Source organism: Lysinibacillus sp. KCTC 33748, from assembly GCF_002237755.1.
Classification (GTDB): Bacteria; Bacillota; Bacilli; order Bacillales_A; family Planococcaceae; genus Lysinibacillus.
Genome location: NZ_MWSJ01000017.1, coordinates 1 through 15,447, shown reverse-complemented (window position 1 = coordinate 15,447; position 15,447 = coordinate 1). Strand labels below are relative to the sequence as shown.

General features: G+C 38.7%; 13 protein-coding genes and 1 rRNA gene. 2 read left to right on the top strand and 12 right to left on the bottom strand.

The window, feature by feature from the left end:
* Positions 1-40: 40 nt before the first annotated feature.
* From B1B04_RS17790 to B1B04_RS17775, 4 genes are all read right to left on the bottom strand, one after another.
* Complete coding sequence (locus B1B04_RS17790; RefSeq protein ID WP_240518329.1) at positions 41-1,348, bottom strand: transglutaminase domain-containing protein; 1,308 nt, start codon at positions 1,346-1,348, stop codon at positions 41-43.
* A gap of 100 nt (positions 1,349-1,448) precedes the next feature.
* Entirely contained in the window at positions 1,449-2,603 is a 1,155-nt protein-coding gene (locus B1B04_RS17785) for a transglutaminase domain-containing protein (RefSeq protein ID WP_079562741.1), read from the bottom strand.
* A 247-nt stretch (positions 2,604-2,850) separates the two neighbouring features.
* Positions 2,851-3,111 carry a metal-sensitive transcriptional regulator gene (locus B1B04_RS17780; RefSeq protein ID WP_010857552.1) on the bottom strand — a complete coding sequence of 87 codons (261 nt, stop codon included), beginning with the start codon at positions 3,109-3,111 and terminating at the stop codon, positions 2,851-2,853.
* Between the two features lie 74 nt (positions 3,112-3,185).
* Complete coding sequence (locus B1B04_RS17775) at positions 3,186-3,896, bottom strand: glycosyltransferase family 2 protein (protein WP_240518328.1); 711 nt, start codon at positions 3,894-3,896, stop codon at positions 3,186-3,188.
* Between the two features lie 369 nt (positions 3,897-4,265).
* Between B1B04_RS17775 and B1B04_RS17770 the strand changes: the two genes are divergently transcribed.
* Positions 4,266-6,203, top strand: a complete 1,938-nt coding sequence (locus tag B1B04_RS17770; RefSeq protein WP_240518327.1) for an SEL1-like repeat protein — start codon at positions 4,266-4,268, stop codon at positions 6,201-6,203.
* A gap of 475 nt (positions 6,204-6,678) precedes the next feature.
* Here the strand turns inward: B1B04_RS17770 and B1B04_RS17765 are convergent, their stop codons facing one another.
* From B1B04_RS17765 to aceA, 7 genes are all read right to left on the bottom strand, one after another.
* The gene (locus B1B04_RS17765) at positions 6,679-7,083 is read right to left on the bottom strand and encodes a hypothetical protein (RefSeq protein WP_079562739.1); all 405 of its coding nucleotides are present in this window, start codon (positions 7,081-7,083) and stop codon (positions 6,679-6,681) included.
* Positions 7,084-7,159: 76 nt separating this feature from the next.
* Positions 7,160-8,530 (bottom strand): sensor histidine kinase, encoded by a 1,371-nt coding sequence (locus tag B1B04_RS17760; RefSeq protein ID WP_079562809.1) that lies wholly within the window; start codon positions 8,528-8,530, stop codon positions 7,160-7,162.
* Positions 8,530-9,201 carry a response regulator transcription factor gene (locus B1B04_RS17755; protein WP_079562738.1) on the bottom strand — a complete coding sequence of 224 codons (672 nt, stop codon included), beginning with the start codon at positions 9,199-9,201 and terminating at the stop codon, positions 8,530-8,532. The genes B1B04_RS17760 and B1B04_RS17755 overlap by 1 nt, the downstream gene beginning before the upstream one ends.
* A gap of 140 nt (positions 9,202-9,341) precedes the next feature.
* Entirely contained in the window at positions 9,342-10,439 is a 1,098-nt protein-coding gene (locus B1B04_RS17750; protein ID WP_079562737.1) for a DUF1648 domain-containing protein, read from the bottom strand.
* 3 nt (positions 10,440-10,442) lie between these two features.
* Entirely contained in the window at positions 10,443-10,838 is a 396-nt protein-coding gene (locus B1B04_RS17745) for a GntR family transcriptional regulator (RefSeq protein WP_079562808.1), read from the bottom strand.
* A gap of 477 nt (positions 10,839-11,315) precedes the next feature.
* Entirely contained in the window at positions 11,316-12,914 is a 1,599-nt protein-coding gene (gene aceB / locus B1B04_RS17740) for a malate synthase A (RefSeq protein WP_079562736.1), read from the bottom strand.
* 110 nt (positions 12,915-13,024) lie between these two features.
* Positions 13,025-14,308, bottom strand: coding sequence for an isocitrate lyase (gene aceA / locus B1B04_RS17735; RefSeq protein ID WP_079562735.1), 1,284 nt, complete (start codon positions 14,306-14,308; stop codon positions 13,025-13,027).
* Between the two features lie 214 nt (positions 14,309-14,522).
* On the opposite strand from aceA, the gene B1B04_RS17730 reads away from it, so the two are divergent.
* Positions 14,523-15,194 (top strand): LytTR family DNA-binding domain-containing protein, encoded by a 672-nt coding sequence (locus tag B1B04_RS17730; RefSeq protein ID WP_079562734.1) that lies wholly within the window; start codon positions 14,523-14,525, stop codon positions 15,192-15,194.
* Positions 15,195-15,353: 159 nt separating this feature from the next.
* Here B1B04_RS17730 and rrf read toward each other — a convergent pair.
* A 5S ribosomal RNA gene (rrf, locus tag B1B04_RS17725) occupies positions 15,354-15,447 on the bottom strand; the annotation flags it as partial.

The following is a 15,447-nucleotide window of genomic DNA, read 5'->3' as shown; positions in this document are numbered from 1 at the left end:
TTCTGGCATGCCACTCATATCATTTTATTGATCAATCAAGTTAAAGCGCTATTTTTTTCAGTTCATTTGTCGTGAAATATAAATAGTTGTCCTTCACAAATAAATCCTTCGTTTCTTCCCTATTTAATATTTGTTCTCCGCTTCCATCCGGACGAATCTTCGTTAAATACGCTCCGTGTGAATAATTACTAAAATATAGCCAGCCATCAGCATAAACGAGGTACTGGGCACGCGAATTAGAAACTCGTTTCGATTTACCTGTTTCTAAATCAAGCACATACAATTTATTATTTTCAGAAACATTACTATAAAATATTTGTTGCCCTACCTTTGCAGCGAAATCTACATTGTGAAAGTAGTTATACTTTGTACTCGTTGCTTTCGGGTAGTCTTCAGCAATCCACGTATGATCTTTTGCCATCGTTCGATCATCCACTAAAAAATATTGATAACGCACTGCCCCTTTACGATCAGGCACCGGATCATTCCATGTAGTATCGAGGTGGTACCATTGACCATCCAGCTTTACTAAATTCCATGCATGTCCTTCCTGTCCGACATAGCCTACTATATATTTTGTTTCTATACCTAACTTTTGTAACATCGAATGAGCCAGCAATGCATAGCCCTGACAAACACCACCATGTTCCGCAAGCACTGTGTAAGCGCTATGTGGACTTGAATTCGTTTGATCCGTATAGGCGGTATTGGCAACGATATAATCATTGACAGCCCTAACCTTTTCTACATTACTTAATGATTGTTTATCGATAGAAGCTACAACCTCTTGAACATTCATTTCAACATATCCGGACTGCTCTGGTGTCATTAAATAACTTTGCTCCCCAAAGACTTTGGCCGCTCTTCCTCCATATTCAAAACGAATTGAGTGTTTACTAATATGACCGTATACATAATCATCTCGTTTAATAGCATTTTCATAAGCTTCTTCCACTAACTGTTCAATTCGTTGTGTATTGCCTTTATATTGAATCTCAAATGTAGGCGAAAAACTACTGTAGTACGCATACATCGCATCAGCCATTTCCTTTGCATTTGTTACAACTAACTTTGCTTCAGGTTTTTTGACTGCAGGAGCTGTAACGGCTACTCCTTCTTCTAGTTTGTCTTCTATAGGTGGTGTGGCCGTTTCAATGGAGGTATTCTCTGAAAGCTTAGCAGTAACGTCTATGATTTTTTCCTTTGTTGAAAGAAGCATCGTTTCTATCTCATCATTATTGGTCCAAGTTATCACTTGCTGTACAACTGCCTTACCAGCCGTATAAATGGGGTCAATAAAAATAATGATTATTACGATAATGGCTAACTTTTTCCACAAAATCCTCACCTCCAACCGGTTTCCTGTATTCATTATATACAAAAAAAGCACAAAGAACTCAGTTGGAGGTCCTTTTGTGCTTTCATTTTATCAATAGATAAGGATATTCTTATTTAATTTTAAGTTTCTGTTCGATGCCCTTAACATTATAAACTAAAAAATTATCATTAATTCTTAAATCTGTAACTGCCTGTTTCACGAGCACCTCAGTTTTTAATGTTTTTAGATTTAATTTTGTTAAGTAACCGCTGTTACTGTAATCACTGAAATATAAAAAGTCATCCGCTCCAGTAATATACAAGGCACGTTTATCAATGACCTTTGTTTTCTTACCACCTGCTAGATCAAGCTTATACAATTTATCTTTATCAGCTGTATTACTAAAGTATAGTGTATTTTTATCCTGATATGCAAAATGAACATTTAGCATATAGTTATATTTTGCACTTGTTGCAGCTGGATAATTTGATGCTATCCATTTATGATCTTTCTTTAGTTGTGCATCCGTTACTAAAAAATAATCGTACGAAGAAGCCCCTAAACGATTTGGTAATGGATCATTCCATGTTGTATCTAAATGATACCACTGACCATCAACCTTTACTAAATTCCATGCATGTGCCTCGTTACCATTAACAGTACCAACAACATACTTTGCATCGAATCCAGCTTGATCCAACATTTTATAAGCCGTTAACGCATAACCCTGACACACAGCTTGTCCTTCCATTAACAATGCATAAGCACTATGGGGACTAGCCTTTGTTTTAGTACCATATGAAGCATTTGACACGATATAATCATTAATCGCTTTTACTTTTTCGAATTCTGTCATCGAAGGCTTAATAATCGCTTTTAATAATTGATCAACCTTTTTTTGCACCGCCGCTTCTTGCGTTTGGTTTGTCAAATACTTCACTTTAAACGTTACATTGCCTGTTGAGTCTGCAGAAATATTGGTACTTTCCATATGACCACCCGCATAGACTGCTTGCTCCTGTGCTTTTTTAAAGGACTCCATAAAATTCTTTTTGAAATCTGTCATTGGTCCACTATATGTAATGTTAATTTCGGGAGCGAAATTATTTAATTGCTTTACGATTTCTGTTGTGAATTGATCCCAAGTTGTTACGTTAGTACTAGCTACTACATGATAAGCACTCACCGGGGAAGTATTTACTGAACGAGCGTCTGCCTGTTGAGCATAAGCTGCTGTTGGACTTAACATCAGCAATGCTGCTCCACCTATCAACCATTTTTTCACAATAAATCACCTTCCCATTTGTTATATTCTTGTAATTAGAATAACAGAGAAAGTGACTACGAATCTATCGGACAAGTTCACTAACTGTGACTTTTAACTATATAACCACCATTCATCACATAGGTACAAACTCCCTTTAATAAAAAATAAGTATCGAATTAAACTATATTTTTGTACAAAAATAAAAACTCACCTGTTTTTAGTGAGTTTTCTAAGCCCTTTTCTAGCGCGCAGGCTTCTCTTTATGTTAACGACTTTTTACTACTAAATTAACTGCCTCTTGAATAACTTCATTCATTTTCTCGCCATCACCTTCAGCATTTTGTACACATTCTAAAAGATTCGTGCTAACAATGACACCAACTGTGCGATCTACTGCTGAACGTACAGCCGATAATTGAGTAATGACTGCCTTACAGTCCTTTTCTTCTTCCATCATTTTTAAAATCCCACGTAGCTGGCCTTCCATGCGCTTTACACGATTTTTCACTTGATCTGAATATTCCATCATCATTGCTCCTTCTTTCTATACTCGCTACGCCCTTGAGTAATTATTATCCTATTACAAAATGTAACATGTAGCTATTTTTCCCTTGGTTTTAAATAATTCATAAGCATGGTAGCAATAATTGACCCTGCATTTGTTATTTCATCATACTGTATCACTGTATTTTTCTTTATTCGTAACTGACCTATCTCTACCTCAAAAATTGGACACTTTCTTTTAAGCGCAGCGACTAGCATATTGGTATCGTAGTCATATCGTTCACCTTTCACTTTCATCAGCCACGGTAGTTCCTTTATAGAAATAAACCGCAAACCTGTTTGGGTATCCACTAATCTTCTATGATAAAGGATTTCAAAAAACAAACTTGTTGCACGATTACCCCAATAGGATAAAAGATTACTGTCCGCCGAATGGAAGTTACGTACTCCTAATACAATCCCTTCAGAAAATACCTTTGTCATCGTTAAAACGAGCTTTACATCTTGTAAAGTATGTTGCCCATGAGCACCTACTGTAATAACACCTTGAAACATGCTTCTTTGCGACCTTACATAGGCAAAAGCTGTTTTTAGTGCGCCGCCCTTACCAATATTGTGGTCATGCTCTAGTACTCGACAGCAATCAATCTTTTTTAACTCTTCAAATACATATGCATATTTTTGATCGCTACCATCATTGACAATAATAATTTGGCTAATAGTGGTGGCTAATAATTGATGGACATAGGTTATAAGTGACTGTTGTGGATTATAGGCTGGTATAATTGCTGCAATATTTTTCATCATCTCTATCCCCCGGATAACATGAAACTTTGACAGATGTACTTTTTTAATCGCTACTTCAAACCTCGACGAGTCTCCTTATATCACATAGTATCATTTAACGAGGACAATTCAACAATAACGGTATTTTCCCGATATATGAAAAAGGAGGACTTCATCGTAACGTATGGTTGATTTCCGTTCCGACTGGGCGCTTTATAGCTGCCGCTTCGCTGCAAGGTCTCGGGCCAACATGATGTTTTTTGCGCGAAAGCGTAGTGCTAACGTAGCGGCAGCAGCACGAGGTCGGTCACGAAGATCAACTAATATAGATGGTGTACGTTTTTACATATTAAATATCTAGATTTCGGTAATGAGCATAAGAAAAACTTTATGAAAGAGGTGAGTGCTATCGTCATTCAATATGATATTTTCCAAGATCATTGTAAGAAATTAAAAGCTTTGTCCTTCATTAAATTGGCTAAAAATTTACAGGATGCTAGCGCTCTCGCCACGTCAAAGCCAGCTCTATCTTTACAAAAATCACTCCTTGTACTGGAGGAAATTTTATATGAGCTTTATAAACTAGAAATGGATTCAGAACCAAAGCTAAAAAACATCCGGTCATTACTCAATAATCGTAGCTTTGTTGCAAAAATTCATCCACGTCGCATTTATTTACTAATGAATCTTGTAAACAAAATGACTTCTAGTAATAGTAGTGAAATTGTGGAGTCAAAGGTCGCAAAAATTGTTCTTGATTATATAAGTGACATTGTAGAATGGTTTATTAAACGCTATGACCGTAGCGTAAAGGCAAAGATGATTCGCATAGCCCCTAGTTTTGAAAATAGTACCTCAGTTTTTGATATAAATATGCTTCTTCAAGATAACCAATCAGCTGAGGCCTATAAAAGTGCCGCAAACTGGTTTGAGCTTGCGGCAAAACAAGGGAATGCAAGTGCTCAATATAATTTAGGTGCTCTTTATAATCAAGGTCGTGGTGTTAAGAAGGATTATGCAGTTGCAAAAATGTGGTATGAACGTGCCGCAGCTCAAAATGATGCAAATGCACTTTATAGCTTAGGCGTGCTCTATCATTTAGGACATGGTGTTGTACAAGACTATGAAGAAGCTACTCGCTATTATAAAGCTGCTGCAGATTTAGAAAACGCAGATGCACAGTACAATCTGGGGGTTCTATACAATCAAGGTCTTGGTATGCCACAAAACTTTGCAGAGGCAGCAAAATGGTACATGCTAGCAGCCAATCAAGGGAATACAAGTGCTCAAAATAACCTTGGATTCCTTTATCACAATGGAACCGGCGTCGAGCAATGCTATGAGGAAGCTATAGCCTATTTTGAAATGGCCGCATTAGCTGGTGATGCAAGTTCTCAGTATAATCTTGGCTATATGTACCTTAAAGGTCGTGGGATCTCACAAAATTTTGAAGAAGCTGCGCAATGGTTCCATTTAGCTGCACTTCAAGACCATACTAATGCAGAATTTCAATTGGCAATGCTATATAACACTGGTCAAGGTATTCCTCAGGATCATATAGAGGCTATAAAATGGTTTAAACTCGCAGCACATAAAGGACACTTAAATGCTCAATACTGTCTCGGTGTACTCTATGTCAAAGAAAACGATATATCTTCAGCTGAAAAATGGTTACAGTTAGCCACTAACACTGGACATATAAGTGCAGGATTTGAGCTTGGACGTATTTATGTATACCAACTTCAGCAACCAGAAAAAGCGCTCCCTTACTTCAAAGCTGCTGCTGAAAAGGGGTATGCTGATGCTCAGTACGAGCTCGGATTATTATATGAAGCTAACTTGAATTATGATGAAGCAGTGAAATGGTGGAGAGCCGCTACTGATCAGTCCCATATTCAGGCTGAATATCAATTAGGGTTATTATATGAGCATGGATTGGGGGTCGAGCAGGACTTAGAAGAGGCACGGCGCTGCTATCGACTAGCAGCCATCCAAGGACATTCAGGTGCTCAATATCAGCTCGGTAATTTATTTGATAAGGGAAAAGGTGTCGCACAAGATTATACCGAGGCAGCAAAATGGCTTGAACAAGCTGCCGCTACAGGACATGCCAAAGCACAATATCAATTAGCTCAAATGCACAGTCATGGACAAGGGGTACCGAAGGATTTTGTGAAAGCAGCCCAGCTGTATCGACTCGCTGCCAATCAAGGGCATCAAAAAGCACAATTCCAGCTCGGTATGCTTTACAAAAAAGGACATGGTGTCGCACAAGACTATACCGAGGCAACAAAATGGCTTAAAAAGTCTCTTGAAAATATGAAATAAAGTACTCACCCTCATAACGTGGGGGTGATTTCTTTTAGGCTACTCGCATTCCTATAGATGAGCGTGGAGCCGCATCCCGCGCTTCCACACAGATACATCGCTACCGAAGTTTCATTTTATCATTAAATTAGAGCGATATGCAGAAGATACATTGCTATGTGAAGTGGTTGATCTTCGTTACGACTGGGCGACTCCTTGGGGATCAGCGATATAGAGGAACGAAGGCTAAAAGCATCACGCCCTGTGATAAACATCGTGTTGGCCCGAGACCCTGCAGCGCAGCGAAGCGGCTCATCGGACGCCCCCAGGAAGCTTTGCTCTGTGCGAAAGCGTAGTGCTAACGTAGCGACAGCAACAAAGCGCCCAGTCGGAACGGGAATCAACCCCTCGTTTTGCAGAAGAACCATACATTATTTAAAGGCTTCAATAGCATAAAATACCGTGCCACCTCATAAAGACAGTGACACGGTATTTTCTAGTTTTTCATTTCTTCTTTTAGATTCACCATAAATGTTACAGCGATAAATAAAGCAAAGCTAATTAATAGCGTTGTCCCACCTATAATAAAGAAAATTAATGTAAATGTACTGCTAAAATGAAATGGATTTATATTGTAGAACCACATGCCTAGTGTTAAACCAAAAACCCCGAGAATAGCCGTCCAACCATGTGCTGTTACTAATTTTTGCGATTTCACTTTAAAAGCTCGATAGAAAATGCCCCATGCAAACATACTTAACCAACCTACGAGCAAAATATGTGCATGTATCGGTCTATATTCATAACTACCTGAGGCGGAAATATGTGAGCCTAGATACGTTCCCAATAAAGCAAAAATCGCAGCAAGACGAATAAGGCGTATACTCCATTTTAGTTCCATACAATAACTCCCCCTAAGTTTTTTCAACTTAGTCAGCAGTTTATCTCGTGAACATGAACTTTACATGAACTCCTCATTACAATTTTGGTAAGTGAACGCGGACCTTTGTGCCGGAATTCATAACACTTTCTATATGAACCGTTCCCCCATGTAGCTCGGCAATTTGCTTCACAATGGCTAGTCCAAGCCCAGTACCTTGCTTTGTTCTGGACTCATCTACTCGATAAAAGCGATCAAATACCTTTTGTAGTTGTTCAGCAGTCAATCCTATGCCACTGTCCTCAATAAGTACTTCAATTGAGGTTGAGAATTCTTGCAAGTGAATATGAATTTCTCCACCTTCGACATTATATTTAATAGCGTTCGTCAATAAATTATCCCAAACATTTTGTAATAGCCCAGCATCACCATTACATATTATTGGTTCTAGCTGATACGATAATTGTACATTGGCATCTTCAAGCTGCCAGCGGTATTTTCTTACTGTTTCCTTTAATTGCTCATCTAAACGATAAGGCTCACGCTTTAACAACCTTGTAGATTGATCGAGTGACGTTAGTAAAAGTAATTGCTTAGTTAATGTCGACAAACGCTTCGTTTCTAGTTCAATAATCGTTGTATATTCCCGCCTTTCCTTGTCGGTAAGCAAGGGATTCTTTAGTAAATCTACATAGCCTTGAATATTCAACAACGGCGACTGAAAATCATGGGACACATTACTAATAAACTCTTTACGTATTCGATCATTTTCCTGTAATTTTTCTGTCATGACATTAAAACTATCTGCTAATTGTCCAATCTCATCAGCTCGCTCTATATCTAGTAGCGTATCGAATTTTTCATGTGCAAGCTGATGTGTTGCCTCTGTTAGTTGTGTAATAGGGCGAATTAGTGCCTTAGCAAAAAGTAGCATTGCCAACAGACTAAGTACTGCCATCGCTAAAATAAGTCCACCAAGTATCGTATGAACCTCAGAAAACAACAAGCGAATATCGGGTCTAATGAACAGTGCATACTGCTTATTTTCATAAGTAAATGGCACACCTATCGTATTTATTAGCTCATTCGCAAAAAAGCCTGTCACAAAAGTCTCTTTAGGAAAATCACGCATACCATGATAAATTTCCCCGTTTAAAACACGCTCGACAGTTTTGGGCGGTAGTGCTTTATCACGATACTTACCGCCGAAAAAATGTCCTGCGTCACCGGTTGTTACATAAATCTGATAACCTATTTCCCCAAGAGTTGTTAAATAATTTTCTAAATCGCTAGGCTTTGACGACTCAATGTATTTTGCAATATCTTGCGCAATCTTCACGTTTTTCGCATCGTTTTTTTCCTTTACAACTTGATGATAATAAATATTCGTCGCTAAAAAGCCGATACACAAGCTGCCGATCATAACGAGCATTGTCGTGACAACAAATTTACTATATAACGTTTTCATCATCCAATAACCTCTAGCTTATAGCCAACGCCTCGCACCGTTGTAATCTCAACACCTGTTTCATAACGATGCAGCCGCTCACGAATCCGCTTCACATGCGTATTTAAAGTCTGCTCATCTCCATCGTAGTCATAGCCCCACACTTGCTCCATAATAAAACTACGTGTAAACACCTGATTCGGGCGGGAAGCAAGTAAAGCCAATAGTTCAAACTCCTTTAAAGGCAGAACCAGTGTATCTTCCCCAATGACCACCTCAAAGCTACGACGATCAATAACTAGCCTGCTCACCTGGATGGTTACCTGATTTTTTTTATCTAATCTACGCAATATCGCTGCTATGCGAAACAGCAATTCTTTAGGTTCAAAAGGCTTTACAACATAGTCATCTGAGCCTGCCAAAAAACCTCGTTCCTTGTCCTCAAGCTCACCTTTTGCTGTTAATAACAGTACAGGAATATCGTAGTCCTGGCTCAATGTCTTAGTTAATGTAAAACCATCCATACCCGGCATCATAACATCTACAACAGCTAAATCAGGCAAGTTTCCCTCAAGTAGTTGAAGAGCCTGTTGTCCGCTTTCCGCTTGTATCACCTGATAGCCCTCTTTTGTCAGATAAATATTTACTAGCTGTAAAATATGTACATCATCATCTACAACGAGAATTTTCATTCAAACTTACCCCCATCCAACTTGTTTCCGGTACACTACTTTAACAAAAAATCCGCTCCATTCCGTGTGGGCGATCTACAAATGCAATGATCGCTGTCTCGCGGGAGTGTAGCGAATTTTTTACTTCTTTCGCATTTATATTATAACGAAAAGAAAGAAATCAACAGCAATATAAGTAACGGCAAACCAATTACGATATAGCCTCGTGGATTTGCAAAGTTCATCGTCCAACCGACCCCAAAACGCTTCTCTACAAAAACGGAAGGATCTTGACGATTCACATAAATTAATCCACCTTTCCAATAGCGATCCTCATCAACATCCATTACTTCTGAAACAACATTATTTCCATATTCCACTCTCAGCTTGCGTTTTTTCCATGCGTAAATAAGGACAGAGCCAAAAACAAGGCATAAAAATAAAATAAATATCGGTAATAGCCTATTTCCTGAAGTCATTGAAGGATAGATATTGTTTAACTGTAATACTGTAAATAATATAGTAAGGGCATAGCTTAACAACATAATGTTCCAGCTCATATACTTTCGGCTTTTCAACTGATCTTCTAATGATTCTTCCTTACGATTAACGGCCAACTTGATTGCAGAACGCTTTATGGAATCTACAACTCCCCACATCATACATTGCATCATCAGCATAACAAGCGGCATTGAAACCGCTGTAAAATATGTTTTACTTCTCCAAGAATCCGCTTCTCCGCTAGGTCCCCAGTGTACAGCAATATGATCCGGTATTTGATCATAATGGAGGATTGTAAAGATAATTAAAAACGCTGTAACACCAAAAGGAACTACATAAAATGGCCAAGGAAGCATTTCATCACGACTACGTGCCGTTAAGTCAACTGCACGAACTTGTTTAATATTCAAGCCCCATTGCTCTTGCCTTTTGAGTTTTAAAACTTTTTGATGGTTTATCCAATATAGTGTCATACTGACTGCAAGCATTGCAAATAAGCACCCAAGCAGTAAAATACCTTGCATAAACTCAGATGGTGCAAGGTAATAATAGCTGGCAATCATAATCATTAAAAATAGGACACCAGATATTCCAACGATTTGTGCATAATGCTTTTTCATATTACGTAATGCAGGATGTTTTACATTTTGTTCAGGTACAGTAACGCCAAAAATGGTTGTCTCACGTACTATATATGGAACAAATACTTGTAGAGATAATGTTAAGAGGTAGACGGTTAAGAAAACGAAAAGTAGCATATGCTACACCCCTTCTGCAGGTATTTGCAAATCGGAAAATACCTTTTTTATCATGTGCTCGATTTGTTCGGCTGTTGCGCCGAGCACCATTCCTTCTACCACAACAGGCTTTAGGTTTTTTTCAATTTGTTTAAATTGTTCAAGAGTTAACGCTCGCTCCTCTGTTGAACGAATAATAGCACCTGATTTGGCTCTAATAGTAATAATCCCCTTTTGCTCTAGCTCATGATAGCTTTTATTAACCGTATGCATATTTACGCCCAGATCAGCCGCTAAACTACGTACAGATGGTAGGGTATCTCCTGGTTTCATTTCTCCTCTTGCAATACCTTCAATAATTTGCCGTGTTACCTGTTCATAGATTGGTACATCAGATTGTGGCTCTATTTGAATAAACATTACTATCATCTCCAAAATTGTTATATAGCTAATATAACAAATAATCATTCTTTGTGCATAAAAAACGAGACCAATTGAACAATCAAAAAAGAGATGTCTCATGATTAATTCGAGACATTCCCTTTCAACTATTGCTAATGCATCATAAATTTCGTCAACTACCGGCATCGCCCCGGGAGCCAGCAATATTTCCATTTTATACTCCCTCCTTGCAATGTTTTAGAAGATAAAAAAATGCCTTACAAGCTCCCCATCTAAGCTCGTAAGACATCCTTTACCCTTTTAAATCCCTTTATTCATGACCCCTTTTTTGTAACCGTGTTCAATTTTCAGTAAGGAACGGGGGAACAGACCCCGCTCGTTACATTAGTAGAATAAGGTGGACTCCATTCGAGTTTAGTCCACAACAATTTAGGAAAGCTTGGATATGTTCGTTTAATAGATTCGTATCTCAAATCAATCTATGCTGAAAGCAAGTTAAGCTAATTTTTCGTAACCTGGAAGCGTCAAGAATTCCGCAAATTCGTCTTGTTCAATTAAAGATTTAAACAGCTCAGCAGCTTCTTCATAGCGGCCACTGTTATAGACTTGTTCCCCAACAGCCTCTTTAATTTTCACAAGCTCTTCCTCCAAGATTTCTAATACAAAGGCCAATGTAATACCACGGCCATCACCCAAGATACCTTTTGGATGGCGAATCCATTGCCATACTTGTGTACGAGAGATTTCTGCAGTTGCAGCATCCTCCATTAAGTTGTTAATCGGTGCAGCTCCGTTGCCTCGTAGCCAAGAAGCAATGTACTGAACCCCTACGCTACAGTTAATTCGAAGCCCTTCAAGTGTAATTGTACCTTCTGGAACAGCTACTAAATCTTCCGCTGTAACATTTACATCCTCACGTTTTTTATCGATTTGGTTTGGTGTCGTCATAATCGCATCAAACTGTTCCATCGCCGTTGCAACCATACCCGGATGTGCTACCCAAGTTCCATCATGGCCATCTGTTGCCTCACGACGCTTATCTTCGGCAACCTTTGCAAACGCTACAGCATTCGCATCGTCATCCCCTTTAACAGGAATTTGTGCTGCCATACCGCCCATTGCAGGAGCATTACGTTTATGACATGTTTGAATACATAAAGACGTATATGCCTTCATGAATGGTACAGTCATTGTTACTTGTCCACGGTCCGGTAAAATTACATCAGGTTGATTACGTAGACGCTTGATGTAGCTGAAAATGTAATCCCAGCGTCCACAATTCAGACCAGCTGAATGTTCACGCAGTTCATATAAAATTTCATCCATTTCAAATGCAGCTAAAATTGTTTCGATTAATACAGTAGCCTTAATTGTCCCTTGTGGGATTCCGATATAATCTTGTGCAAACACAAAGACATCATTCCATAAGCGAGCCTCCAAATGGCTTTCAAGCTTCGGCAAGTAGAAATATGGTCCTGTATCTTGTGCCAATGCATTTTTAGCATTATGGAATAAATACAGACCGAAATCAAAGAAACTACCAGAGATCGGTTCGCCATCTACTAGTACATGCTTTTCAAGTAAATGAAGACCACGTGGACGCACTAATAACACAGCTGTGTTTTCGTTTAACTTATACGTTTTACCATTAGATGCTTGTGTAAACTCAATTGCTTTATTAATAGCATCACGCATATTTATTTGGCCGCCAATCATGTTTTCCCATGTCGGAGCAGATGCATCCTCAAAGCAAGCCATAAACATTTTTGCACCAGAGTTTAAAGCATTAATAACCATTTTACGGTCAACAGGTCCTGTAATTTCTACACGACGGTCTTGCAAATCTGCTGGAAGTGGTGCAATTGTCCAATTTCCCTCACGGATATGCTTTGTCTCTGGTAAGAAGTCGAGTTTCTCACCTGCATCAAGACGCTTTTGGCGTTCTTGACGAGCCTCTAACAGCTCTTTTCGACGAGCATCAAATTTTTCGTGCAGGGCAAGAACAAACTCAAGGGCTTCTGGTGTTAAAATTTCTTTTGTTTGCTCATTTTGTTCCCCAACAATTTTAAGCTTACCTGTTGTTGCTTGTTCCATCAGTTATTTCCCCCACCTTTGCGATTTTAAGTAGTCTTCCCCCGCTTTAGGAGGAGCGGGAGAGACTAATCTATGATTATGAATTTAGGAATACACGTACTTTATGAAACTTATACGAATTGTTCTGTTTCAGTAGAGCCAGCCATCGCTGTTGTAGAAGAAGTACCACCAGAGATAACTTGAGATACGTCATCAAAGTAACCAGTACCTACTTCACGTTGGTGGCGAGTAGCTGTGTAGCCTTTTGATTCTGATGCAAACTCAGCTTGTTGTAGCTTAGAGTATGCAGCCATACCATTATCTTTATAATCATGCGCAAGCTCGAACATAGAGTGGTTTAATGCGTGGAAACCAGCTAATGTTACGAATTGGAATTTGTATCCCAATTTACCTAACTCGCGTTGATATTCTGCGATTTCTTCTTCTGATAGATTTGCTTTCCAGTTAAATGAAGGTGAGCAGTTGTATGCTAGCAATTTACCAGGGAATTCTGCATGAATAGCTGCCGCAAATTCACGAGCTTCCTCAAGAGATGGTTTAGAAGTTTCACACCAAATTAAATCTGCATACGGCGCGTAAGCTAACCCACGAGCAATTGCTTGTTTGATACCTGGTTTTGTACGGAAGAAGCCTTCTGGAGTACGTTCACCAGTAATAAACTCAGCATCACGTGGATCGATATCAGATGTTACCATATCTGCAGCATCAGCATCTGTACGAGCGATTAAAATTGTATCAACACCCATTACGTCTGTTGCAAGACGAGCAGCAATTAAGTTACGAACAGCATTTTGTGTTGGAAGTAAAACTTTACCGCCTAAGTGTCCACATTTTTTCTCAGAAGCTAATTGGTCTTCTAAGTGAACACCAGCAGCTCCAGCTTCAATCATACCTTTTACAAGCTCAAATACGTTTAGTGGACCACCGAAGCCAGCCTCAGCATCTGCCACGATTGGAGCGAACCAATCAAATTGATCAACACGTCCTTCAGCATGATCGATCTGATCTGCACGTTGTAAAGCTTGGTTAATACGCTTTACTACTGCTGGTACAGAGTTTGCTGGATATAAGGATTGGTCAGGGTACATTTGACCAGAAAGGTTAGCATCAGCAGCTACTTGCCAGCCTGATAAGTAGATTGCTTTTAATCCAGCTTTCACTTGTTGTACAGCTTGATTACCAGTTAATGCACCTAACGCATTAATGAACGGTTCTTCTTGTAAAGAGTTCCATAGTCGAGCCGCACCTTTAGTTGCTAAAGTTTGTTCAAGTACAACAGAGCCCTGTAACTTAACAACCTCTTCAGCTGAATATGCACGTTCAATACCTGCCCAACGAGTGTTCTCTGCCCATTGCTTTTCTAATGCTTGAATTTTTTCTTGACGTGTTGACATATTGAAATTCCACCTTCCCCTTTGTAGACAATATACTCTGTTAAAAAACTTTTAATCCGCTGTTCCATAACAGGTTTATTTGTTGTAAATTAATATATAACAGAACTTCTGAATTTTCATTATTTTTAGATAAAACACCAAATTTTAATGATGAAACCGCTTTTTTTGGCGATGAAATTTGGTAAACTGTTTACAAATAAGGGGGATATTCACAATGAATAATGAGTTTAATTCTTTGCCAAAAGATATTTCACAACAGTTTATTTCAATGCTAAAGGACTGGGTTCCAGTCAATTCATCCATCGCAATTGCCGCTGAAAACTCTTATATTTATTTTCATTCTGGACATCAAAACATTAACTTAGAAGTAGGCCAGCAAGTACAATCCGGTAGCATTGCAGAACAAGTACTACGCACAAGGAAACGAACAGACGCCGTTCTAGATAATTCCTTATTCGAAACACCGTATTATGGGATAGGTTATCCTATTAACATTTTAGATGTACCTGCAGCACTTATTGTAGTATTACCTTCAACCTTTACCGAAAAGAAATTAGAGCCCTATCAATTTTTAACAGGAAAGCAAGAAGAAGAATGGAATCCTATTGCAATTGAAAAAATCTCTCATATTGAAAGTCTGCAGAAAAAAACGTGGTTTTATGTGGAGGGAGAACAATTTAAAACAAGTATTACACTGAAAGAACTCCAAATGCGTCTACCGTCATCTTTTATTCGCATTCATAGATCTTATATTGTTAATATTCATTTCATAAAAAAAATGGCTCGTGATCTTACTTCCAATTTTATTGTCACTTTAAAGGATGGAAGTGAACTACCCGTTAGCCAATCTTATTTAAATAATCTTCGAAATGCTCTTGAATTTTAGATTTTGTCTTAGCGTAATTACTATTATTGTGCTGTCGCTTTGCTTTCGCACAGAAAAACATTCGCTGAATAAAGATAAAAGGCTGTCCTATACATTGTTTGTATAAGACAGCCTAAAAAAAATAAAAAAGCCTGAGAAATAATTCTCAGACTTTAGATTGCCTAGCGACGTCCTACTCTCACAGGGGGAAGCCCCCAACTACCATCGGCGCTAAAGAGCTTAACTTCCGTGTTCGGTATGGGAACGGGTGTGA

Excerpts from the sequence above, each read along its gene's own strand:
- B1B04_RS17780 (WP_010857552.1), bottom strand. The coding sequence starts at position 3,111 with ATGGAATATTCAGATCAAGTGAAAAATCGTGTAAAGCGCATGGAAGGC.
- B1B04_RS17775 (WP_240518328.1), bottom strand. The coding sequence starts at position 3,896 with ATGATGAAAAATATTGCAGCAATTATACCAGCCTATAATCCACAACAG.
- B1B04_RS17770 (WP_240518327.1), top strand. The coding sequence starts at position 4,266 with ATGAAAGAGGTGAGTGCTATCGTCATTCAATATGATATTTTCCAAGAT.
- B1B04_RS17765 (WP_079562739.1), bottom strand. The coding sequence starts at position 7,083 with ATGGAACTAAAATGGAGTATACGCCTTATTCGTCTTGCTGCGATTTTT.
- B1B04_RS17760 (WP_079562809.1), bottom strand. The coding sequence starts at position 8,530 with ATGAAAACGTTATATAGTAAATTTGTTGTCACGACAATGCTCGTTATG.
- B1B04_RS17755 (WP_079562738.1), bottom strand. The coding sequence starts at position 9,201 with ATGAAAATTCTCGTTGTAGATGATGATGTACATATTTTACAGCTAGTA.
- B1B04_RS17750 (WP_079562737.1), bottom strand. The coding sequence starts at position 10,439 with ATGCTACTTTTCGTTTTCTTAACCGTCTACCTCTTAACATTATCTCTA.
- B1B04_RS17745 (WP_079562808.1), bottom strand. The coding sequence starts at position 10,838 with ATGTTTATTCAAATAGAGCCACAATCTGATGTACCAATCTATGAACAG.
- aceB (WP_079562736.1), bottom strand. The coding sequence starts at position 12,914 with ATGGAACAAGCAACAACAGGTAAGCTTAAAATTGTTGGGGAACAAAAT.
- aceA (WP_079562735.1), bottom strand. The coding sequence starts at position 14,308 with ATGTCAACACGTCAAGAAAAAATTCAAGCATTAGAAAAGCAATGGGCA.
- B1B04_RS17730 (WP_079562734.1), top strand. The coding sequence starts at position 14,523 with ATGAATAATGAGTTTAATTCTTTGCCAAAAGATATTTCACAACAGTTT.